Annotated in this window: 21 protein-coding genes; 19 read left to right on the top strand and 2 right to left on the bottom strand. The window is 47.1% G+C overall.

Features of this window, described 5'->3' with window-relative positions; all coding sequences use genetic code 11:
- Window positions 1-37 precede the first annotated feature (37 nt).
- The 8 genes from AB4Z29_RS08365 to AB4Z29_RS08330 all read left to right on the top strand — a co-directional run bounded on the left by AB4Z29_RS08365 (window position 38) and on the right by AB4Z29_RS08330 (window position 9,306).
- Window positions 38-1,597 carry an ABC-F family ATP-binding cassette domain-containing protein gene (locus tag AB4Z29_RS08365; protein ID WP_441942608.1) on the top strand — a complete coding sequence of 520 codons (1,560 nt, stop codon included), beginning with the start codon at window positions 38-40 and terminating at the stop codon, window positions 1,595-1,597.
- Window positions 1,598-1,798: 201 nt separating this feature from the next.
- A complete protein-coding gene (locus AB4Z29_RS08360; RefSeq protein ID WP_183560806.1) occupies window positions 1,799-2,497 on the top strand; it encodes a response regulator transcription factor in 699 nt (232 codons plus the stop codon).
- Window positions 2,494-3,852: a HAMP domain-containing sensor histidine kinase gene (locus AB4Z29_RS08355; RefSeq protein WP_183560804.1), complete on the top strand. Its 1,359-nt coding sequence runs from the start codon at window positions 2,494-2,496 to the stop codon at window positions 3,850-3,852. Before AB4Z29_RS08360 ends, AB4Z29_RS08355 begins: the two co-directional genes overlap by 4 nt.
- Before the next feature lie 23 nt (window positions 3,853-3,875).
- Window positions 3,876-4,736 (top strand): carbon-nitrogen hydrolase family protein, encoded by an 861-nt coding sequence (locus tag AB4Z29_RS08350; protein WP_441942607.1) that lies wholly within the window; start codon window positions 3,876-3,878, stop codon window positions 4,734-4,736.
- A gap of 36 nt (window positions 4,737-4,772) precedes the next feature.
- Window positions 4,773-5,453 carry a GNAT family N-acetyltransferase gene (locus tag AB4Z29_RS08345; protein WP_441942606.1) on the top strand — a complete coding sequence of 227 codons (681 nt, stop codon included), beginning with the start codon at window positions 4,773-4,775 and terminating at the stop codon, window positions 5,451-5,453.
- Window positions 5,450-6,121, top strand: coding sequence for a GNAT family N-acetyltransferase (locus AB4Z29_RS08340; protein WP_441942814.1), 672 nt, complete (start codon window positions 5,450-5,452; stop codon window positions 6,119-6,121). The genes AB4Z29_RS08345 and AB4Z29_RS08340 overlap by 4 nt, the downstream gene beginning before the upstream one ends.
- Window positions 6,118-6,894, top strand: coding sequence for an MBL fold metallo-hydrolase (locus AB4Z29_RS08335; protein WP_441942605.1), 777 nt, complete (start codon window positions 6,118-6,120; stop codon window positions 6,892-6,894). Before AB4Z29_RS08340 ends, AB4Z29_RS08335 begins: the two co-directional genes overlap by 4 nt.
- A 438-nt stretch (window positions 6,895-7,332) precedes the next feature.
- Window positions 7,333-9,306 carry an endonuclease MutS2 gene (locus AB4Z29_RS08330; protein ID WP_441942604.1) on the top strand — a complete coding sequence of 658 codons (1,974 nt, stop codon included), beginning with the start codon at window positions 7,333-7,335 and terminating at the stop codon, window positions 9,304-9,306.
- A gap of 81 nt (window positions 9,307-9,387) precedes the next feature.
- On the opposite strand, the gene AB4Z29_RS08325 is transcribed toward AB4Z29_RS08330, so the two are convergent.
- Window positions 9,388-10,026, bottom strand: coding sequence for a thiamine diphosphokinase (locus AB4Z29_RS08325; protein WP_441942603.1), 639 nt, complete (start codon window positions 10,024-10,026; stop codon window positions 9,388-9,390).
- 226 nt (window positions 10,027-10,252) lie between these two features.
- Between AB4Z29_RS08325 and AB4Z29_RS08320 the strand changes: the two genes are divergently transcribed.
- Window positions 10,253-10,894: a trimeric intracellular cation channel family protein gene (locus AB4Z29_RS08320; RefSeq protein WP_441942813.1), complete on the top strand. Its 642-nt coding sequence runs from the start codon at window positions 10,253-10,255 to the stop codon at window positions 10,892-10,894.
- On the top strand, window positions 10,891-11,382 hold the full coding sequence (locus AB4Z29_RS08315) for a low molecular weight protein-tyrosine-phosphatase (protein ID WP_441942602.1): 492 nt from the start codon (window positions 10,891-10,893) through the stop codon (window positions 11,380-11,382). Before AB4Z29_RS08320 ends, AB4Z29_RS08315 begins: the two co-directional genes overlap by 4 nt.
- Before the next feature lie 151 nt (window positions 11,383-11,533).
- On the opposite strand, the gene AB4Z29_RS08310 is transcribed toward AB4Z29_RS08315, so the two are convergent.
- Entirely contained in the window at window positions 11,534-12,271 is a 738-nt protein-coding gene (locus AB4Z29_RS08310) for an alpha/beta hydrolase (protein ID WP_441942601.1), read from the bottom strand.
- A gap of 290 nt (window positions 12,272-12,561) precedes the next feature.
- Between AB4Z29_RS08310 and pdhA the strand changes: the two genes are divergently transcribed.
- The 9 genes from pdhA (at window position 12,562) to AB4Z29_RS08265 (ending at window position 22,624) form a co-directional block, all read left to right on the top strand.
- Entirely contained in the window at window positions 12,562-13,629 is a 1,068-nt protein-coding gene (pdhA, locus tag AB4Z29_RS08305; RefSeq protein WP_441942600.1) for a pyruvate dehydrogenase (acetyl-transferring) E1 component subunit alpha, read from the top strand.
- A gap of 20 nt (window positions 13,630-13,649) precedes the next feature.
- Window positions 13,650-14,627, top strand: coding sequence for an alpha-ketoacid dehydrogenase subunit beta (locus tag AB4Z29_RS08300; RefSeq protein ID WP_441942599.1), 978 nt, complete (start codon window positions 13,650-13,652; stop codon window positions 14,625-14,627).
- Window positions 14,628-14,642: 15 nt separating this feature from the next.
- On the top strand, window positions 14,643-15,977 hold the full coding sequence (locus AB4Z29_RS08295) for a dihydrolipoamide acetyltransferase family protein (RefSeq protein WP_441942598.1): 1,335 nt from the start codon (window positions 14,643-14,645) through the stop codon (window positions 15,975-15,977).
- 3 nt (window positions 15,978-15,980) lie between these two features.
- Window positions 15,981-17,396 carry a dihydrolipoyl dehydrogenase gene (lpdA, locus tag AB4Z29_RS08290; protein WP_441942597.1) on the top strand — a complete coding sequence of 472 codons (1,416 nt, stop codon included), beginning with the start codon at window positions 15,981-15,983 and terminating at the stop codon, window positions 17,394-17,396.
- 100 nt (window positions 17,397-17,496) lie between these two features.
- Window positions 17,497-17,985, top strand: a complete 489-nt coding sequence (locus AB4Z29_RS08285; RefSeq protein ID WP_441942596.1) for an acyl-CoA thioesterase — start codon at window positions 17,497-17,499, stop codon at window positions 17,983-17,985.
- A 56-nt stretch (window positions 17,986-18,041) separates the two neighbouring features.
- Window positions 18,042-19,001, top strand: a complete 960-nt coding sequence (locus tag AB4Z29_RS08280; RefSeq protein ID WP_441942595.1) for a thymidylate synthase — start codon at window positions 18,042-18,044, stop codon at window positions 18,999-19,001.
- Window positions 19,002-19,037: 36 nt separating this feature from the next.
- Complete coding sequence (locus tag AB4Z29_RS08275; RefSeq protein ID WP_441942594.1) at window positions 19,038-19,529, top strand: dihydrofolate reductase; 492 nt, start codon at window positions 19,038-19,040, stop codon at window positions 19,527-19,529.
- Window positions 19,530-19,773: 244 nt separating this feature from the next.
- Window positions 19,774-21,261 (top strand): glutamate synthase subunit beta, encoded by a 1,488-nt coding sequence (locus tag AB4Z29_RS08270; protein WP_441942593.1) that lies wholly within the window; start codon window positions 19,774-19,776, stop codon window positions 21,259-21,261.
- A gap of 214 nt (window positions 21,262-21,475) precedes the next feature.
- Window positions 21,476-22,624 (top strand): hypothetical protein, encoded by a 1,149-nt coding sequence (locus AB4Z29_RS08265; protein WP_441942592.1) that lies wholly within the window; start codon window positions 21,476-21,478, stop codon window positions 22,622-22,624.
- The last annotated feature ends 217 nt before the right edge of the window (window positions 22,625-22,841 follow it).

Here is a 22,841-nt window from a genome sequence, read left to right as displayed (position 1 = left end):
TGAATATGGTCTATAGATGAATGGAGATAAAAAGAAAATGAGTTTGTTAACAGTTGAGCAATTATCGCATACGTTTGGCGATCGTGTTTTATTCAGAAACGTTTCTTTCCGCTTATTGGCTGGCGAGCATGTTGGCCTTGTTGGCGCTAACGGAACAGGCAAGTCTACTCTGATGAATATTCTGACGGGCAAGCTGCTGAAGGACGAAGGCAAGGTAGAATGGACGCCGCGCGTTCGATATGGCTATTTAGATCAGCATACGAAGCTGGAAGCAGGAAAAACGATTAGAGATGTGCTGAAGGACGCATTCCTTCCGATGCTGCTTTTGGAAGAAGAATTGAATACGATCGCAGCGCAAATGGGTGAAGCAGATGCTGAAACATTAGATGCATTGCTCATTCGTATGGGGGAGATACAAGAAGAGCTGGAGATTGGAGATTTCTACCTGATTGATGTAAAAGTAGACGAGATGGCGAATGGGCTTGGTCTTAATGCCATTGGGCTTGATCGTGACGTTACTGCACTAAGCGGCGGACAGCGCACCAAGGTTCTGCTAGCCAAGCTGCTGCTCGAGAAACCAGGCGTGCTGCTGCTCGACGAGCCTACGAACTATTTGGACGAAGAGCATATCAATTGGCTGACCAATTATTTGAAAAACTATCCGCACGCATTTGTACTCATCTCTCATGAAACTGGCTTTATGAATCAGGTTGTCAACGTGATCTATCACCTTGAGTTTACGAAGATGACACGTTATTCAGCGAATTATGATAAGTTTCTTGAAATGGCTGATTTGAATAAAGCTCAGCATATCGATGCTTATGAGAAGCAGAAGGATTTCATCAAGAAACAAGAAGATTTTATTAATAAAAACAAAGCCCGTGCTTCTACTTCAGGCCGTGCCAAGAGTAGGGAGAAGCAGCTTGACCGCATCGACCGCATCGACAAGCCGGAGGAAGCGGCGAAACCGACCTTTACCTTCAAGGAGTCGAGAACTAGCGGGAAAACTGTGTTTGAAGCAGAGGGTATGGTCATCGGCTACAACAAGCCGCTATTGCCGGAGATGAATATGGTCATTGAACGTGGCGACAAAATCGCGATCGTTGGGTGCAACGGCGTCGGCAAGTCGACGCTTCTCCGTACGATATTAGGGGTAATTCCCCCGCTTGACGGAAAGACCTATCTTGGCGATTATTTAAACCCGGCTTATTTTGAACAGGAGGCAAAAGCGCCTACCATGACACCGCTTGAGGATGTGTGGGATGAATTTTCCTTCATGAGCCAAAGCGAAGTACGGGGAGCTCTCGCAAGGTGCGGGTTGAAAAACGAGCATATTACGCGTGCCTTGAATCAATTGAGCGGCGGCGAACAAGCGAAGGTTCGACTCTGCAAGCTCATGATGCGAGACAGCAACTGGATCTTGTTCGATGAGCCGACAAACCATTTGGATGTCGTTGCCAAAGCTGAGTTGAAACGTGCACTGAAGGCTTATAAAGGCACAGTGGTTCTCGTATCTCATGAGCCTGAATTCTATGAGGATTGGGTAACCAAGACGTGGGATGTAGAAGCTTGGTCTATGCAGAAGCAAAGCAGCTAAGGCTATAAGCCGAATTACCCGGCTTTTCCAGATAGGAACCGCATGACTTGCGGCAAGTGCCGGTCTACTCTCTCTGTAGATCGGCTTACTTGCATTTGTGAAACGTCTTCATTATGATAAATTTAATCCTTGTTGCTAGCGATACAGCATGAAGGCTGATTATATCGATTATTTTCAATTGGAAGCAGGTGCACCGACAACATGAAGGAACGAATTCTTGTCGTAGAGGATGAAGCGGGCATTTCCCGCATATTGCAGCTTGAATTAGAGCATGAGGGCTACACAGTTGGATCGGCTGCCGATGGTCGGACAGGCTATGAAATGGCGTCAACGGGTGAGTGGGAGCTTGTGCTGCTTGATGTGATGCTGCCAGAAATGAGCGGAATTGAAGTATTGCGGTTACTGCGTCAAGCAGGAAATCCGGTACCTATCATATTATTAACTGCACGCGATACGGTGCCGGATAAGGTAAGCGGCTTCGAGCACGGCGCTAATGATTATATTACGAAACCATTCGCGATGGAGGAGCTGCTCGCACGCGTCCGTAACATTCTACGCATATTCCAGCAGTATCCAAAGGAAGCGGAAGGCTCGGATATGATTAAGGTTGGAGATTTAACGATAGAGCTGCGTACACGCAAGGTTTATCGCAAGGATATTCTCATTGAATTGACGCCGCGTGAATTTGAGCTGCTCGTATATCTGGTCGAGAACAAAAACGATGAAAAGTCTCGCGAGGACATTTTATCCGAGGTGTGGGGCTATGATTTCATTGGAGAGACCAATTTGGTCGACGTGTATATTCGTTATTTGCGCCAAAAGCTGGACAAGGGCTATCGCCACAAGCTCATTCATACCGTTCGCGGAGTTGGCTACATGGTTAAGGAGCCGGATGCATGACACTGCGCAAACGGTTTACGCTCTTTACGATTTTTTGGCTTATTTTCATATTGATTCTCTTTAACATATTCGTATACTTCTACGTCATCAAGATCACGACCGAAAGCGAAGAAGAGGTCATTGCGAATAAAGTGAATCTCATGCTGGAAAATCCCCGAATTCAGAGCGGCCGCGGGCTTAATTATCCGGAGCTGCTCAACGAATATTACAATGTAAATGAAATGATTAGGATCATTGCCCCGAACAACAGAGTCGTTAACATCACGGGCTCAGATGAGCTGCTGCAGGAGCTGCCCGCAGCGTTCGAGACGCATCACCATACAGGGATGATAACGAAAGGCGGAGAGCGAATCTTATTTATGCGCGTTCCGCTCTATGACGGCAATCGCGTCATTGCGATGCTTGAGATCAACCGTATCCTCGATGAGCTCGATGATTATTTGCAGGTGCTGGTTGCCGCGCTTAGCGTGACGAGCGGAGGGGCCATCTTGTTCGCCATATTCGGAACCTATTGGTTTACGTCTAGATTAACGGCGCCGATCCAGCAGATGGTAAATACGATGAGAGAAATTGACCGCAGCGGCAAGCTTAGACAGATCGAGCTGAGCAGCAGGGAAGAATCAGCAGAATTGCTGCAGCTTGTCAGGGCGTTCAATCAAATGATTGAACGCCTTGACCGCACCTTTGCGAAGCAAAAGCAATTCGTAGCGGACGCGTCTCATGAGCTCAAAACGCCGCTTACCGTTATTAGCAGCTATGCAGGCATGCTGAAGCGGTGGGGGCGAGATGACGTGAACCTGCGGGACGAGGCAATTGAGGCAATCGATAAAGAAGCGAACCGCTTGCAGAATTTAACGAAATCGATGCTGATGCTTGCAGAAGCCGAGCAAGAGGATTGGCTTAAGCAAGAGCTTTTTGATGTTGTTCATGTGGTTGATGAGATCGCAACGATGCTGCAAACGACATTCGGACGACCGATAAGAGTGAAAGCGATGTCCAAAGTCGTTCGGATGGTTGGCGACAAGGACAAAATTAGGCAGCTTCTCGTAATCCTGCTGGACAATGCCATCAAATATTCGAAAGAACCGATTGATATTACGATTACGCTCGTCAGGAATATCGTAAAAATCGAGGTCAAAGATAAAGGGATGGGCATCCCGGAGAATGAAATTCCGCATTTGTTTGAGCGCTTCTATCGTGTGGATGGCGCCAGAAGCCGCGCAACCGGAGGTGTCGGCCTTGGGCTTTCAATTGCCAAGCGGATTATTGACTTGCATGAAGGTAAGGTAGATGTGTTCAGCTTGCCAGATTTAGGCACGACAATTACGTTGCAATTCAAGCAGCGTAAATCATAAGCGAAGATGGAGGTTATGGCCATATGAAATTCCGTACGGCAGCTGTTCAATATAAGCTATCGGATATTGACTCATTCGAGCAATTTGCCGAGCAGGTTACGCATTATGTGCGAAATGCAGCCGAATATGGCGTTCAGTTTCTGCTGTTTCCAGAATTTTTAACGACGCAGCTTATGTCAATCGGTGATGGTGACGGCGCTGCGCTTACCATTGACCGCCTGCCTGACTTCACGGATAGTTATGTGGAGTTGTTCCGATCTCTGGCCAATGAATATGCGATATACATTGTAGGCGGAACGCATGTCATCCTGACTGCAGACGGAAGCCTGCGCAATGCGGCACATCTGTTTCATCCAGATGGCAAGGTTGACGTACAGCACAAAATTCATATTACGCCATCAGAGGTTGACGGCTGGAATATGTCAGCTGGTGAAGGGCTAGAGGTGTTCGAGACCGCTTTCGGAACGATAGCCATGTTAACCTGTTATGATATTGAATTTCCGGAGATCGTACGCATGGCGCGTGCTAAAGGTGCTGACGTCATATTCTGCCCGTCCTGTACCGATGACCGTCACGGTTTCTACCGTGTGCGTTATTGCTGCCATGCAAGGGCCGTTGAAAACCAAGTATATATCGTGACTACAGGCACGGTCGGTTCACTGCGCAAGGTAGATCTAATGCGTGCGAATTTCGGCCAGGCGGCGATCATCGCGCCTAACGATATTCCGTTCCCGCCAGCCGGTATTCTAAGTGAAGGGATCATTAATGATGATATGCTCATCGTTGCCGATCTGGATCTGGCGCTGCTCGAAGAGGTAAGAGCAAAGGGCTCCGTAACGACGTGGAGGGACCGCAGAACGGATCTATATACGGATTGGAATTAACTTTAATCTGCGCAGGCGAGAGGAGCGAATCCCGCATTGCATAAAGAAGTATACATATTTCAGGATGATAAGCCGGTCAAATCCATCATTCGCCCTTATAACGATACAGACTTTGATGCACTTATTGAGGTTCAGCGGTTAAGCTTTCCTCCCCCATTCCCAGCGGAGCTTTTATGGAATCGCGAGCAGCTCTCCGAGCATATCGAACGTTTTCCAGCAGGAGCTCTGTGCGCAGAGGTGGATGGCAGCATTGTCGGATCAATGACTGCTCTACTAGTGAATATGGATGATTATAGCCATGTTCACAGCTGGGAAAACATGACCGATAGCGGATATATTCGCAACCACAATAGAGACGGCGATACGCTATACGTAGTCGATATTTGCGTCGTGCCGAAATTTCGGAAAACAGGAATTGGCAAATGGCTCATGCAATCCATGTATGAGACAGTGGTTCAGCTTGGATTAACGCGCCTCTTAGGAGGCGGAAGGATGCCAGGCTACGGGAAGCATCAACAAGAATGTTCACCGGAAGTCTATCTGGAAAAAGTATTGACTGGGGAATGGAAGGATCCCGTCATCACCTTTTTATTGAGATGTGGGCGAATACCAGTAGGGATTGCGCGCGATTATTTGGAAGACGAGCAATCGAATCATTGTGCAGTCATTATGGAGTGGCGCAATCCATTTAATCAAAGGAGAGAGCAATCATGTTGATATATCATCGGATTACATCTATAGAAGATCAATATTTCGGATCGCTTCATAAGCTATTGCAGACGATCTTCCCCCCAGAGGAAGTTTTGGCTTATGAATTATGGCGCGAGCCGCTCGAAGACAAGGGAATCCATGTCTATGTAGCCATTCATGAAGGAGAAGTTGTCGGTTCGACCGAGTACCGTTATTACCCGGCTTTACGCGTCGCAATGACAGACTTTACAATCATCGGCAAGCCATCGCTTGGTATAGGCAGATTTCTGCTTCGCAATCGTGAACGAGATTTGGTAGAGCTCGCAGAACAGTCCGGTACAACGCCGATTGGCATGTTTGCCGAGGTGTATGATCCTTACCGCGCGGAAGAGCATGCTTTCGGAGGCGTTTCGCCAATGAATCCTTTTGTTCGCCGTGAGGTATTGTCACATATAGGCTACAAACGAATTGATTTGGCCTATGTGCACCCCTCCTGGGATCATGAAGGTCATGCTGTGGCAGAGCTCGACTTATGCTTTCTCCCGCAGAATGAAGAATTAGACAGCATAGATGCTGCATTGGTAGCCGAATTTCTCAATGGCTACTATTCAGCTTTACCCAATAAGCCAGAGCAATGGGTTCGTATGATGGAACATATTCAAGCTTCCGAAACATTAGCTTTATTGCCGTTATGACAAAGATTATCTTCAGGGGTACCGGCGATTCCATGGGCGTTCCCCGCATTTATTGTAAGTGTAAGGTATGCAATGAGGCGCGAACCACTGGACTTAACCGCAGGCTGCGATCTTCCGTTCAGCTTAAGATTGCAGATGCTGGAGAGGTATGGATCGATTGCGGTCCTGATTTCGCCAAACAATTGGAAGCAGCAGATTTGCGGGCAATTGATATTTTATTGATTACTCACGCACATTTTGATCATATCGGCGGGTTAGTGGAATGGGCCGATGCTTGCCGCTGGACGCAAAAGAAGGGCATTGCTTATGCGCCAACCGAGGTTATTGCGGAAATTAATGATAGGTTTCCTTGGCTTAAAAACCAGATTCATTTTCATACTTTCGACCAACCGATAACGATTGGCCAATGGCAAGTTACAAGCTGGCGAGTGAATCATGGCAAGAACGGATATGCGTATGCTTTTGCATTTTTGAATAGCGAAACGAATTATAAGTGGGTATACTGCTCTGATTCGATTGGTTTAACTGATGAGCAGCAGCAACCTCTGGTAGAGCTTGACCTGCTTATCATCGGCACAAGCTTTTTTAAAGAGCCATTTGCCTATGAAACGAGGTCCGTCTATGATGTGGTTGAAGCGATGGACCTCATTGCCAAGTGGCAGCCCAAACAAACGTTGCTAACACATATGTCACATGATATAGATCTTGCAAATGACTATATGCTGCCTGCAAACATCCAGTTCGCACGTACGGGCCTTGAGCTAAACCTATAGTGTTCTTTTTTAATCTTGAAGCTTGACAAGCAGCTTGTCTATTTTGTACATTAGAGACGTAAGCTCATGAATGTGATTGTTAATATGCTTAAAGGGGAAATTTTAATGTTTGCTGGTGTCCTTAACTCATAAATTGGATATTGTTGGAGAGTAAGATGGTCTTGCTGCATTTGTATGGTTTTTTGTGCCATACAGCAAGGCTCTATTTCGCTATCTGACGCCAAGAGTTATGGACATGAGGATTTCCGCCTGAAGCAATTCGACAGCGGCCCAATCACCGTGCTATCCAGCGCGGTTTTTTTGTACCCATTTATTTCCTTACGTTTCTAATAAGGCATAAATGAGGTACTTGGAGCTTAGTCAATTGAGACAGAAATGGAACGCGCCCGCGTTCTGTTTCTGTCTTTTTTTTTGTTTAAAAAAGAGGAGGCCACAAAAATGAATGAAGCGTCATGGAAAAGATTAGAGTTCGATAAAGTAAAGGCTGCTGTTATCAGCAATACAGTATCCCCTGCTGGACGGCAATTGGCAGAACGTCATGCGCCAAGCGTCAAGCATCGTCAGGTGGAAGCGTGGCTGCAGGAAACACAGGAAGCTGCGTTGCTGCTTGGAAGCGGGGCAAGCATTCCGTTATCTGCGATGGACGGCATAGATCCTTTCCTTGCTTTGCTTGGAAAAGGCCGCATTTATAACGAACAGGAATTGGAGCAATTAGCCGTATGGCTGACATCAGTCGTACAAATGAAAAAGTATATGAACAGCAAACGGGAAATTGCGCCTACGATCGCATCTTATGCGGAATCCATGTATGATTGCCCGGCTTTGCGGGAGGAATTGAATCGTTGTATCCGTTATGGACTCATAACAGATCAAGCAAGTGCGGATCTTGCGTTTATTCGCAGGCATATCTATGCAACCGAAGATAAAATCCAGAAAAAAATGGAGCATGCTTTGGGCAAATATCGAACGGCACTTCAGGATCCCGTCATCAGCAAGCGCCGTGATCGCTTTGTCATTGCAGTCAAAAGAGAGCTTCGCAAGCAGGTTCCCGGAACCGTGTGGGATGAATCATCGAGCGGACAAACATTATTTGTTGAGCCGCATGACGTCGCAGACTTGCAAGTGGAGCTTCAGCAATGGAAAGCCGAGGAAGATAGGGAACGGACAGTTATATTGGCTCGTTTATCCGAGCAAGCGGAAACGTTCTCCGCGGAGCTGTTTCAGAACGTCGAAGCAATGGCATCATTTGATTTCATAACCGCTCGCGCCAAGCTTTCACGCTCTTATAACGGCCAAAGAATTAAATTGTCTGAGCAGCCGGTAATTCGTTTGATTGGCGCACGGCATCCTCTGATTGGTTCATCGAGCGTACCGCTTCATGTTGAACTTGGTATTCGGTGGAAGCAGCTTATCATAACAGGTCCAAATACAGGCGGGAAGACGGTGACTTTAAAAACGATCGGCTTGTTCGTGCTGATGGTGCAATCAGGGCTGCTAGTACCCGTAGAGGAGGGTAGTGAGCTTGGTATTTTCCATCATGTTATCGCAGACGTTGGGGATGGACAAAGTTTAGAGCAATCGTTGAGTACTTTCTCTTCCCATATAACCGTGTTGAAGGAGATGCTGGAAGCAGCAACCCCAAGATCATTGCTCTTGTTGGATGAACTTGCAGCAGGTACAGACCCTACAGAAGGAATTGCTCTTTCTATCGCTTTATTGGAGCAGTTGCTTAAACGCGGAGCATTGGCTGTGGCAACTACACATTTCAATGAAATCAAAGCCTTTGCAGCACGAACGATAGGATGCCAGAACGGAAAGATGGCTTTTGATGCGGATACGTTAAAGCCGCTCTACCAGCTAGAGATTGGCGAAGCAGGAGAGAGCCACGCATTTGCTATTGCAAGACGCTTCGGTTTGCCGGAGGATGTCATGCAGCGAGCAGAGCAGCTGCTTGAGATGAAAAAGAATTCAGCAGCAGAGCCGATCGACAGCGGAATGAAGCAAAAGGAAGAGGATAAGGCGGGCAGCCTGCTATTAACCAAGCATGAAGGAGATCTGATTCGCAAAACTTTGGAGAAAAAGGAAGAGGATAAGGGAGAAGATTCAGCAAAAACAGCAGCTCAGCCTTTTGTGAAAGGCGATGCCGTCTGGATTTATCCGCTGAAGCGAATGGGGGTTGTTTACCGACCAGCAGATGAACGAGGAAACGTTATCGTTCAAGTGCAAGGACAGAAGCTGACGTTCAACCAAAAGCGAATGAAGCTCTATATCCCGAAAACAAAGCTATATCCGGATGAGCAATACGATCTCGACATCGTTTTCGAATCGAAAGCGAACAGAAAATCCCGCAAGCTGATGAGCCGAAAGCATGTGGATGGACTGATGATTGTTACGCCAGAAGAGGATAGCTGATCTATGGCTCGAATAGGACGAGGAGAAGCGCTAAAGAATCCGTGCAGCAATCTCCTCGCCAATGCCTGCCGTTTCCCTCAGCTAGTCTCGGCTTTGGATGACGAGCAGCAGTCCGCTAGCAATTGCAATGTGGCCGCTCTCTGACAAAAGAACGTTGCTGATTCCGAGTGATTGGCCGATGGTCAGAGTAGCATCGTCAAGCGGGTATTGGAAGCCGGCTAGCGTTATTCCCGTTACCTTCATGGAAAGAGGAAGCAAAGAGACATTGGGATAGCCCTGGTGACTAATGAAAGCCGTATTCGTCAAAAGTGATATTTTGTTATGATTGTCGATTATAGAAGCGGGTACTTGTACTTCAGAAGCTAAGGCGAGCAAGTGGACATTAGCCAAGGAATGGTCGAATCTTGTTCCTAAAGCGCCGATCAATATGATCTCGCGGGGCTGCAGGTCAAGTGCAAGCCTCATAGCCATCTCAGTATCGGTATAATCCTTGTCAATCGGATCACAAGCGATCGTCTGGCTGCTGCTGGTCCGGATAGCTAGCAATTCTTGCTCGGAGACGGAATCAAAATCGCCAATTGAAATATCGGGCCGATATCCATGGTTTATTAAAAAGCGGGCGCCACTGTCTGCTCCGATTAGCAGATCAGCGGAATCTATGTGCTCAAGAGCAAAGGGGCCCAGCTGGCCGCCCGTACAAATGACAATGCGTGGCTGCATAACGTATGTTCCTCTCTTTTTAACAGAATGTACAATAAGCCAATAATAGTATATAGCCTTTTGCCGCTTAAAAACTAGAGGCACGACTATGGCAGGTAAATGTACGCGCTTCTTGTTGCAAAATTTGTCGTTGCGAAACCGTTTGCTCCCAGCTAAAATGGTTTAGGAAAGAACCGATGAAACAGGTCGGTTCATGGACGGGAAGCGAGGAGCTATTGCAGTGAGCATGGACATTTTTGGGATTTTCAGTATCATTGGCACGATAGCCTTTGCTGTCAGCGGAGCGATAGTCGCCATGGAGGAAGAGTACGATATATTAGGCGTATTCGTGCTTGGCTTAGTTACTGCATTCGGCGGCGGTGTTGTTCGCAACCTGCTTATCGGAATGCCGGTAACATCGCTATGGAGCCAAGGCTATTTGTTCAAAATCGCGATGATCGCGATGACGATCGCGTTTCTGCTGCCAGTCGTTTGGATTCAGAGATGGCGGAAAAGCGAAGCTTTTTTTGATGCGATTGGATTATCGGCCTTCGCTATTCAAGGTGCGCTGTACGCCACGCAAATGAAGCATCCGCTAAGCGCAGTGCTTGTTGCAGCCATGCTGACTGGTATCGGCGGCGGCATTATCCGCGATGTGCTAGCGGGTCGCAAGCCGCTTGTCCTCAAGGATGAGATTTATGCGGTATGGGCGATGCTTGGAGGCCTCGTCATTGGACTGGGCTGGCTAAAATCGACTTTAGAGCTGTTGTTTTTATTCGTTGTTATTATCAGCTTCAGGATGCTGTCGGTGTATTACAAGTGGAAGCTGCCGAGAAGGTCGCTGCATATCGATACTTCCCAAGAGCAGCAGAAAAGAGGTCGTTCATGAAAGCCAAGGTTTTGTTTGTTTGCTTAGGCAATATTTGCCGTTCGCCGATGGCTGAAGCGGTCATGCGCCATCAGATTGAAAAAGCTGAGTTATCTGCTGTCATTGCAGTGGATTCTGCGGGTACAGGGGATTGGCATCTTGGACATCCCCCACATGAGGGCACGCGAAAGCTGCTTGATCAACACCAGATTTCGTATCAAGGCATGAAGGCGCGTCTAGTAACAGGTAAAGACTATGAAGACTTTGATTATCTGGTATGCATGGATACGAAAAACTTGCGCGACGTGCGCCAGATGCTTGAGAATGATGGTATTAGCTTTGACGAGTCAAAACTATTTACATTTATGGAGTTAGTACAAGGACATACGTTGCTTGATGTTCCGGATCCCTATTACGACGGAAATTTTGAATTTGTTTATGAGCTTGTGGAGAGCGGCTGCAAGGAGCTTCTGCGACGGGTGCAATCCGATATCAATCAATCGCATTGAGATAAAAAAAGCTGTTTAGGCGCTCGGTTGAGAGCGGTCTAAACAGCTTTTTCAAAATATAGGAATGTATATCAATTTGCCAACTTTCTCTATATTTCTACGCGAAACGTTAGAATAGCCGCCAGAGGACGGCTTCAGCCGTTTACGTTTGTTATTCTACCTCGATAAAATAGCATAGCGCCTTGTCGAGCTCTTTCTGCCAGAAGCCCCATTGATGCTTGCCGTCCTTCTCTTCGTAGAACACCGTTGCTTGCTTGTGCTCTAACAATGCTCTCGTGTTTCGGTTCAGTGCCACGAAATCGAATACGCCGCGATCTGTTTCGTATGCGTCCTCCTKAAGCCCTACGATCATATAGATCGATAACCAGCTTAGGTCGTCTGCTTCTGAGATAATGTGCTGCGAAACGCCGTAATATGCGCCGGATAATGACATAACGCGAGTAAACAACTGCGGATATGCCAGAGCCAAATGCAGCGATACGGAGCCACCTAAAGAATCCCCTGCAAGCAAGCGATGCTCCGGGTCCTGCCTTGCGGAGTACCTCTCTTCAACGAATGGAAGCAGTTCTTCTGCGAAAAAACGAATGTAATTGGCATGCCGCTCACCGTCAGGCGCATATTCATCGGTCCGAAGCTTTTTGTCCACATCGACGCCTACAATAATGAAAGGCTCCAAGCCCTCGTCTAAGATTAATTTAGTAGCGGTTGTGGCGATTCGTCCGAAATTGAAGAAGTCTTCGCCGTCTTGACAATATACGACAGGGTAGCTCAATACCTCGTTGTAGCCTGGCGGCAAAAATATGCGCAGGTTGCGGGCTTGTTCAGGCAAGTACCGGCTAGGCACGGTTTCTTTTACGATCGTTCTTTTTAAATATCGTTCATCGGTCATGACTTTCTCTCCTTATGACTTGGAATTATTGAATGGAAAACTACGGTTGTGGGTAAACAATAGAAAGGCATACAGGGAATCACATCTATTTCTGTCTTGTTGTATTATGCTGTTATATAGAAAAAATAAGTCTGTAGCATATACAATTTCTTAACAGAATGATGAGAATCAGCGAAAAAACAAAGGTTTTTTTGTTTTTTGCTTTGACCATTTTCGTTAAACAGGTTTATAATAATTCTATAACAGAGGTAAACGATTTTCAAATATTTCGATTGAGGTGAGCGTTCAAAATGAGCAAATTGCCATACGAAGTTCAAACGGAACCGGTAACTCCACTTTCTGTCTTGTCACTCGACGGGGATGTTGTTAACCCGGATTTAATGCCGGCATTGTCTGATGATCAATTAAAAGAAGTTATGTACCGCATGGTATTTACACGTACTTGGGATGAGCGCGCAGTCAATCTTGGACGTCAAGGAAGACTTGGCTTCTATGCACCAGTATCCGGCCAAGAAGCGTCAATGATCGGCAGCGAATACGCACTGAATAAAGATGATTTCATTTGTCCTGGCTACCGCGATATGCCACAAATCGTATGGCATGGTCTGCCCATGTATAAAGCATTCTTGTACTCCCGCGGTCACCAAGAGGGCGGCCGTATTCCTGACGACGTGCATGTTCTTATGCCGCAAATTATTATCGGCGCACAGATTTTGCATGCGACTGGCGTAGCCATGGCTTTCAAAAAGAAAAATGAAAAGCGCGTAGCTATTACCTATACAGGCGATGGCGGTTCCTCGGAAGGCGATTTCTACGAAGGCATGAACTTTGCCGGTGCGTATAAGCTTCCGGTTATCTATGCCGTTCAAAATAACGGTTACGCCATTACGACTCCTTACGCTAAACAAACAGGCGCGCTGTCGATTGCTCACAAAGCAGTTGCTGCTGGAATCAAAGGCGTACAGGTAGACGGCATGGACGTGCTGGCTGTTATCAAAGCCGTTCAAGAAGCAGCGGAACGCGGTCGCAATGGCGAAGGCGCAACGTTGATCGAAATGCTTACTTACCGTTTCCGCCCACATTCCATGGCGGATGACACGACGAAGTACCGTACAAAAGAAGAAGAAGCGGAATGGGCGCTTAAGGATCCGCTCGTTCGTTTCGGCAAGTTTTTGGAGAAAAAGGGCTTATGGTCGGATGAAGACACAAACCGCGTGAAAGAAGAAGCAAAAGCAACGGTAAACGAGCAAATTAAAAAGACCGAAGCAGTTGAAAAAATGACTGTTGCAGGCTTGATCGATAGCATGTTCGAAACAACACCGAAACACCTGGAAGAGCAAAAGGCCGATTTTCAATAGTAGAGGAGGATCAGACGATCATGGCTCAAATGAATATGTTGGAAGCAATTCGCGATGCGATGCGCGTAGAACTTAAACGCGACTCAAACGTTGTCATTTTCGGTGAGGACGTAGGTAAGGTCGGCGGTGTATTCCGCGTAACGGAAGGATTGCAAGGAGAGTTCGGCGAGGATCGCGTATTTGATACGCCGCTTGCTGAGTCCGCGCTTGCAGGTATGGCAGTGGGTATGGGCCTTCAAGGCTTCCGCCCAATCGCAGAAATTCAATTCGTTGGTTTTATTTATGAAGCGCTTGACCAAATGTTTGTACAAGCAGCGCGCATGCGCTACCGTTCAGGCGGTCGCTACAATTCACCAATCGTTTTCCGTACGCCATTCGGCGGCGGCGTAAAAGCAGCTGAGCTGCACACGGATTCCCTAGAGGGTCTGGCTATTCAAACGCCAGGTATTAAAGTCGTCATTCCTTCAAATCCTTATGATGCGAAAGGTTTGATGATCTCAGCAATCCGCGATAATGATCCTGTCTTTTTCATGGAGCATCTAAACCTTTACCGTGCGTTTAAAGCAGATGTGCCAGAAGGTGAATATACCGTTGAAATCGGCAAAGCAAACGTTGTTCGTGAAGGTACTGATGTAACGATCCTCACTTACGGGATGATGGTTCATACTTCGGTAAAAGCGGCGGAAGAGTTTGAAAAAACAGGCGTAAGCGTAGAGGTTATCGACCTTCGTACGCTTGTACCGCTTGATATTGAAACGATCGTAGCGTCCATTCAAAAGACAAACCGTGCGATTGTCGTTCAAGAAGCGCAAAAAACGTCAGGCGCGGCAGCGGAAATTATCGCTCAAATCAACGAGCATGCCATTCTTCATTTGGAAGCTCCAGTACTTCGCGTAGCCGGACCGGATACGGTTTATCCGTTTGCGCTTGTTGAGGATGCGTGGCTTCCTTCGGTAGCTCGCGTTTCTGCAGCGGTTCAAAAAGTATTGAACTTTTAAAGGAGGTTACCAGCATTGGCTAAATTCGAATATCGTTTCCCAGAGCTCGGCGAAGGCTTGCACGAAGGCGAAATCGTGAAAGTGAACATCAAAGTCGGCGATACGGTTACAGATGATGATATTATTATGGAAGTCCAAAACGATAAAGCGATCGTAGAAGTACCTTGTCCGGTTAACGGCAAAGTATTGGAAGTGCTTGTGAAAGACGGTCAAGTATGTCACGTTGGCGAAATCGTTGCAATCATTGACGCTGAAGGCGAGCTTCCAGAGCAAGCAGCTCCAGCAGCCGAAGCACCAAAAGAAGAAGCACCGGCACCAAAAGCAGAGGCTGCTCCAGCGGCTGAAGCGCCGAAAGCGGAAGCACCTGCAGCTGCAGCGACTGCTCCTAAAGCAACTGGCGGTCTTGTTCTAGCGACTCCTAGCGTCCGCAAGTTCGCTCGTGAGAAAGGTGTAGACCTAACACAGGTTGGCGGTACGGGCAAAAACGGCCGGATCACTCGTGATGACGTAACAGGCTTTGGCGGTACGCCAGCTGTTGCGGCTGCTGATACTGCGGCACCTGCTGCTGAGCAACCTAGCAATGCTGAAGTAGCGGCAAAAGGCGCTGGCGAAGCGAAGCCTGCACATACAGCTTCGGGCACAGCATACCGTCCTGAAGAGCGCGTTCCATTCAAAGGTATTCGCAAAATTATTGCAAACGCGATGTCCAAATCCGTTTACACAGCTCCTCATGTTACCATTATGGATGAGGTTGACGTAACGGAATTGGTAGCACTTCGTGCGAAATATAAGCCTTATGCCGAGAAAAAAGGCTCCAAGCTTACGTACTTGCCATTTATCGTGAAGGCTCTTGTCGCAGCTTGCCGCGAATTCCCGATCTTAAATGCTACGCTTGACGAGGCTAACCAAGAAATCGTGCTTCGCAAATACTACAACATCGGTATTGCTACAGATACGGATAACGGTCTTATCGTTCCGGTAATCGAGGATGCAGACCGTAAAAACCTATTCAAAATTGCGGATTCCATCCGTGATCTAGCTGCACGCGGCCGTGACGGCAAGCTTGCTGCTAGCGAGTTGAAAGGAAGTACGATTTCCATCTCGAACATCGGTTCGGCAGGCGGCATGTTCTTCACGCCGGTTATCAACTTCCCAGAGGTTGCTATCTTGGGTACAGGCAGAATTACAGAGAAAGCGATTGTTCGCAACGGCGAAATTGTAGCAGCTCCTGTAATGGCTCTTTCACTCAGCTTTGACCACCGATTAATTGATGGCGCAACGGCACAAAACTTTATGAATTACATCAAAACACTTCTGGGACAACCGGAATTGTTCATAATGGAGGTATAAGACATGGTCGTAGGTGATGCTTCCCTAGATATTGACACTCTAGTCATTGGTGCGGGTCCAGGTGGATATGTTGCAGCGATTCGCGCAGCTCAGCTTGGTCAAAACGTTCTCATCGTGGATAAAGAATATGTAGGCGGCGTATGCTTGAACGTGGGCTGTATTCCATCGAAAGCTTTGATTTCCGCTTCTCATCAATATGAATCAATCAGCCATGCTTCCGCTTTCGGTATCGAGGTTGGCGAAGCAAAGGTTGACTTTACTAAAGTGCAAGAGTTCAAAGCAGGAATCGTCAAAAAATTGACAGGCGGCGTTGCTTCGCTTCTGAAAGCAAACAAAGTCCAATATTTCCAAGGCGAAGTCATGTTCATCAATGAAAACGAAGCGCGTGTATTCAACGATCAAGAAGCACCGCGCTACCGTTTCAAAAACTGTATTATTGCTACTGGCTCACGTCCAATCGAGCTGAAAGCATTCCCTTACGGCGGCCGTATCGTATCATCGACTGGCGCTTTGTCCCTGCCTGAAATTCCGAAAAGCCTTGTCGTTATCGGCGGCGGCTATATTGGTATTGAGCTTGGTCAAATGTACTCCAAATTTGGTACGAAGGTAACCGTAATCGAGGGTTCTGATGCGATCCTTCCTGGCTTTGACAAAGATATGTCTTCGATCGTTGCGAAGAAGCTAAAAAGCACGAATGTAGATATTATCACCGGCGCACAAGCGAAAGGCGCTGAGCAAACGGATAAAGACGTTACGGTTACGTATACCGTTGGCGATAAAGAAGAAAAAGTAACGGCAGATTACTTGCTTGTAACCGTTGGACGTCGTCCAAACACGGATGGCGAGCTTGGGCTTGACCTGATCAATGTGAAGCTTTCGGATCGTGGTCTGGTTGAAGTCGATGAGCAATGCCGTACAAACATTCCGCACATCTTCGCAATCGGCGACATTATTGCTGGACCTGCACTTGCGCATAAAGCAATGTATGAAGGTCGCGTTGCTGCTGAGGTCATTTCCGGCCAATCAAGCGTAATTGACTACAAATGTGTGCCTGCTGTTTGTTTCTCTGATCCCGAATGCGCAAGCGTTGGATACAGCGAGAAGGAAGCAAAAGATAAAGGCCACAACGTTAAAGTCGGCAAATTCCCGTTCGCTATCAATGGACGCGCAATGTCTCTTAATGCAAACGAAGGTTTTGTTAAGCTTGTAGCTGATGCAGACTCCGGTCTTGTACTAGGTGCGCAAATTATCGGTATTGAAGCTTCCAACATGATTGCTGAGCTTGCGCTTGGTATCGAGATGGGTGCTACACTTGAAGATATCGCACTAACGATCCATGCACATCCTACACTAGGTGAAATCGTATTGGATGCAGCTGAAGTTGCACTGGGCCATCCTATCCATACTTTCATTAAATAAATTGCATTCTATTTGCACCATTAGAGGTCACGCGGCTCCCCAGCCGACGGGGCCTCTTTGTGTATCTATCGCATTTGATTCTTGCAAAGAGGTGTTCATAATGAGGGAAGAGACGATGAAACCGGCAAGCGAATCCAGGACGATTATGACCCAGTTGATTTTCCCGCTGGATACGAACCCATACGAGACGATGTTCGGCGGCAAGGTGATGGAATATATGGATAAGGTTGCTGCCATAGCTGCAATGCGGCATGCCCGGATGCAGGCTGTTACAGCGTCTACGGATAGCTTGGATTTTTTGGCACCCATTCGGGTTGGTGAAGTCATTGAGGTTGAAGCATTCGTTACCTGGACAAACAGAAGCTCCATGGAGGTTTATGTTTCCGTTAGCTCTGAGAATTTGTACAGCGGCTTGAGAAAAACGACAGTTACCGCCTTTTTTACGTTTGTCGGAATAGACGTGAACGGCAAGCCTGCCACCGTGCCCACCGTTATTCCAATGACAGACGAAGAAAAAAAGCTGCATGCTTCGGCACCAGAACGCTATGCGCTGAGAAAGAAACGAAAGCAGGACAGACGAGTAGAATAGTGGTATAATAATTGTTATTTTTACGATTTTCGTTTAGAATCGGGGGCGGTAATGTAATGAGCAACAGCGAGCAAACCTACTTGCAATTGTTAAAATATGTGTTGGAGCATGGCACCAAAAAGGAAGATCGAACAGGTACGGGCACAATCTCTGTTTTTGGTTATCAAATGCGGTTTGATCTTAGCGAGGGATTTCCACTGCTAACGACAAAACGTGTTCCTTTTCGCCTCATAGCGAGCGAACTGATTTGGTTCATCCAAGGGGATACCAATATTCGCTATTTGCTGCAGCATAACAATAACATCTGGAATGAATGGGCTTTCAAAAGATGGGTGGAGAGCACGGCTTACACGGGTCCGGACATGACGAATTTTGGTTTGCGTTCGCAAACAGATGCTGCTTTTGCCGCGGATTACAATGAACAGATGGAGCTCTTCAAGCAGAAAGTCCTTTCGGATGATACATTTGCGAAGGAGTTCGGCGAGCTTGGCAATGTTTATGGCAAGCAGTGGCGGGAGTGGAAAACGTCACAGGGTGATACGATCGATCAATTAAAAGATGTTATTGCTTCGATTAAGCAAAACCCTGACTCGAGAAGATTGATTGTGTCAGCTTGGAATCCGGAAGACGTGCCAAGCAATATGGCGCTTCCGCCATGTCATACGATGTTTCAATTCTATGTAACAAACGGGAAGCTGTTTTGTCAGCTATACCAACGCAGCGCTGATATTTTTCTAGGTATCCCGTTTAACATCGCAAGCTATGCGCTGCTTACTCATTTGGTCGCGCATGAATGCGGACTTGAGGTTGGGGAGTTCATCCATACGCTGGGAGATGCCCATATTTATACGAATCATTTGGAGCAAATCACAACCCAACTAAACCGTGAGCCTGGCATTTTGCCAACGCTTTCGCTCAATGCGGATAAGAAGTCCATTTTTGACGTTGCAATGGAGGATCTGAGCATTGAGAACTACAATCCGCAGCCAGCGATCAAAGCGCCGGTAGCTGTTTAGAACGGCAAACTTTAATGATAGAAAGGTGCTGCCTTCATGTCAATTACACTAATTGCCGCAATGGATCGTAACCGGACAATCGGCGTAGATAACAAGCTGCCATGGCGCTTGCCAGCCGAGATGGCTTTTTTCAAAAAAACAACCTTAGGCAAAACGGTCGTGATGGGGCGGAAGACGTTTGAGTCGCTCCCAAAACCGCTTGTCGATCGCCTCAACGTTGTCTTGACACGCCAAAAGGATTACAAGCCAGCGGGCTGTGAGATTGTTTACTCCGTCGCTGAAGCGATTGAGCGCTTTAAGGGTGAAGAGCTGATCGTAATAGGCGGCGCGGATATCTACGCACAGTTTCTTCCGCTCGCTGACACGCTGCTGCTGACGGCAGTAGATGTCGAAATTGAAGGCGGAGATGCATTCTTTCCATTGTTCGCTGAATCGGACTGGAAGCTTGTGGGAAGCGAGCTGCATGAGAGTGACGAGAAGAATAAGCATGCCTTTACTTTTCAGACCTTCATTCGTCGCACCAACTAGCAATTATGGCTAAAACCGAACGTTTGACGAACGATATGTCATAAAGTGCAAATGATTGTACGTATAATCCATTAACGATCTGAACACATGAATGCTAGGATATTGTAAAATAGTAATCGAGTGCTTTAGACAAAATATTCGTTTTTAAGAAAGTTTGTTATTGAATATTTGATGGATTCCCGATATAGTTTGAAGAGAATCGTAGCATTGGTTAACGGGAAATATGGATGGAGGAAATGCGATCATGTCTACACCTACTGGTTTTATGGAATATCAACGCGAACTGCCGGCCGATCGCGACCCGCTGGAGCGTATTAAGGACTGGCAAGAGTTTCATAAGCATTTTTCGGATGAACAGCTTAAGACACAGGGAGCTCGCTGCATGGACTGCGGCACGCCTTATTGCCATACAGGCATAGAGCTCGCAGGCTCTGTTTCGGGTTGTCCGGTTAACAACTTGATTCCTGAATGGAATAACCTGATTTATCGTGGGTTGTGGCGCGAAGCGCTTGACCGTCTGCATAAAACAAATAACTTCCCTGAGTTTACTGGCCGTGTGTGCCCAGCTCCGTGCGAAGGATCATGTACGGTTGGCTTGATCGGCGATGCTGTAACGATCAAGACGATTGAGCAAGCGATTATTGACCGTGGTTTTGATGAGGGTTGGGTTGTTCCTCAACCTCCTAAGGTTCGCACTGGCAAACGCGTTGCAGTCGTAGGTTCCGGTCCTGCCGGCATGGCAACCGCTGCCCAGCTTAACAAAGCGGGACACACCGTTACGGTCTATGAACGCGCGGACCGCATTGGCGGATTGCTCACCTATGGCATTCCGACAATGAAGCTAGAGAAGCATGTCGTACAGCGCCGCGTAGATTTGATGGAAGCTGAAGGCATTGAGTTCGTTACGAACACCGAGATCGGGAAAGACATTACGGCAAATGAGCTTGTTGAGAACTTCGACGCTGTTGTGCTTTGCGGCGGATCAACAAGAGCACGCGACGTACAAATGGAAGGCCGCGATTTGAACGGCGTTCATATGGCAATGGATTATTTGAACGGTACAATTAAAAGCTATCTGGATTCCAACTTGGAAGACGGCAATTATATTTCGGCGAAAGACAAAAATGTTATCGTAATCGGCGGCGGCGATACAGGTTCTGACTGCGTTGCTACCGCGCTGCGCCATGGCTGCAAATCTGTTACACAATTCGGTACGCATGCCAAAGCGCCTCTAGAGCGTGACAGCATCAATAATCCTTGGCCGCAATTTCCGAATGTTTACACGCTTGATTATGCGCATGAGGAAGCGAAGGCACTATTCGGCGAAGATCCGCGAGCATTCTCCGTTCTTACGAAGAAGTTTGTAGGAGATGGCAATGGCAACTTGAAGGAGCTTCACACCGTTCAAATTGAACGTACGGTCGATGAGACTGGACGCAAAATATATAGCGAAATTCCAGGCACCGAAAAAGTTTGGCCAGCGGATCTTGTATTTATCGCTGTTGGCTTCGAAGGTCCGGAAACGCCTATTATTGAACAGCTTGGTCTTGCTCAGGACAAACGTTCAAATGTAAAAGCGAGATACGGCAAATACGTAACGAGCGTGGATAAAGTTTTTGCTGCAGGCGATATGCGTCGTGGACAAAGCTTGGTCGTTTGGGCTATCAACGAAGGTCGTGAGGCTGCCCGCGAGGTAGATAAATATTTGATGGGTTCTTCGATGCTTCCTTAATGTAAGCAATAGATCGTGTCAAACCAATCACAGAAACAGCAAGTGGAGCGCCTTCGGGCGCTTTTTTTGCTTTTTGAGCGTATAGTGAACGGAGGGATTGTTAATAGGATTAAATACGGTAGAGTATACAGGAAAAGATTAGTTGGGGAAGTTCCCAATTCTAAGGAAAGTTGTGGTAAAATCGGGGTGAGATGACGTGAAGGGGCGATTCGTCATGCCAGCAGAAGAAGCTTATATTCTGTCACCAACCGACGTTAGTAATATTCGAAGCTATGTACAACGTAAATATGCGGCGATGCCGCATGACCAGCGCGCAGAAATCGTAGCGGATGCAGTCAAACGCATTATACATAAGCAATTGCCGCAATTCGGTATTGCACTGAGACATGGCGTCACGGAAATGTTAATAAGGACTTCTGTTTTGGAGAAGCAGCGGCCAGTGCGAGCAGAAGATATTTTTGAAGCTTGCTTGTCTCTGGATCGATCGGATTCTGATGTATACGACCCGTTGCATGATTGGGTGGAGCAGCAGCTTGCCATAAGCTGTGAGAAGCCTCTCATGCAGCGTCTAATGGACGAGCTGCAAATTACGGAAGAGCAATCGGGTACACTTATGAAAGACGCTGAGAATGGCATTCTGGCTCAACTGAAGGCAAGGCTGGCTGCTGAAGGCATCGTGGGAGGCAAAGCGCAAGGATCTCAGGGACAAGCCCAATTGATCAGCATGCCTCATTCCGGCTGGAGAAGGCATTTTGCAAGCAGTACACGCTGGAAAAGTGCAATTTATCTGTTTCTGTCTTTTTGCTTGATAACGGCTACACTCCTCTACGGCTGGTCATTGGGCAGGCCATCCACCAATAAGCTGCAGCCGCCAGCTGCCATATTGCCGGCTAAGCCAATACCGCTTCAGATTGATGGATTGCCTGCCGAGCTTCGTTACCATGAGATCGATCAGAAGCGCCTGATCCAGTTTTTACAGTCCAAATCATCCATACTGGCTGAGCAGCCTTATTTCGGAGCCATCCTAACAGCTGCTGAATCGTTCGATATACATCCTGTTATTTTGTTTGCAATTACTGGCCAAGAGCAGGGTTTTGTGCCTACATCCAATAAACGGCATAAAGAAATTGCCAATAATCCGTTTAATGTATTTCATAGCTGGCAGGAATTCAATACAAATATTAAGCAGTCTGCGGAAATTGCCGCACGGACCGTATATCATTTAAGCCTGGATCGTCCGGACGAGATCGATTCGTTCAAATGGATTAATCGGAAATATGCGGAAGACCCTAAATGGTCTGATGGGGTTCGCTCTATTTTTTATACGATTTTGTCATATCTAGATGATCCTAAGAAACCATAAAGCAAGTTGCCTTTTTAATATTAATGGCATTAATAACAACCCGACGGGGCTTATCATCCCGTTGGGTTTTATTTTGTTTCTTGCATTTCGTTTCCTGATTCGGATAAAAGGATTCCATTTTGACACGGAAGTCTGTAAAATGTTTAAGAGGAAATCCAGAATCGAGCGAACAGATGCCGAGTTGGCGTGAGCGGGAAGCTTGATTTGCGAATTGCGT

The organism is Paenibacillus sp. 2TAB23, from assembly GCF_052115165.1.
Taxonomy (GTDB): domain Bacteria; phylum Bacillota; class Bacilli; order Paenibacillales; family Paenibacillaceae; genus Pristimantibacillus.
Note: the sequence above shows the minus strand (reverse complement) of the source record. Positions and strands in the feature narration are given on the sequence as shown.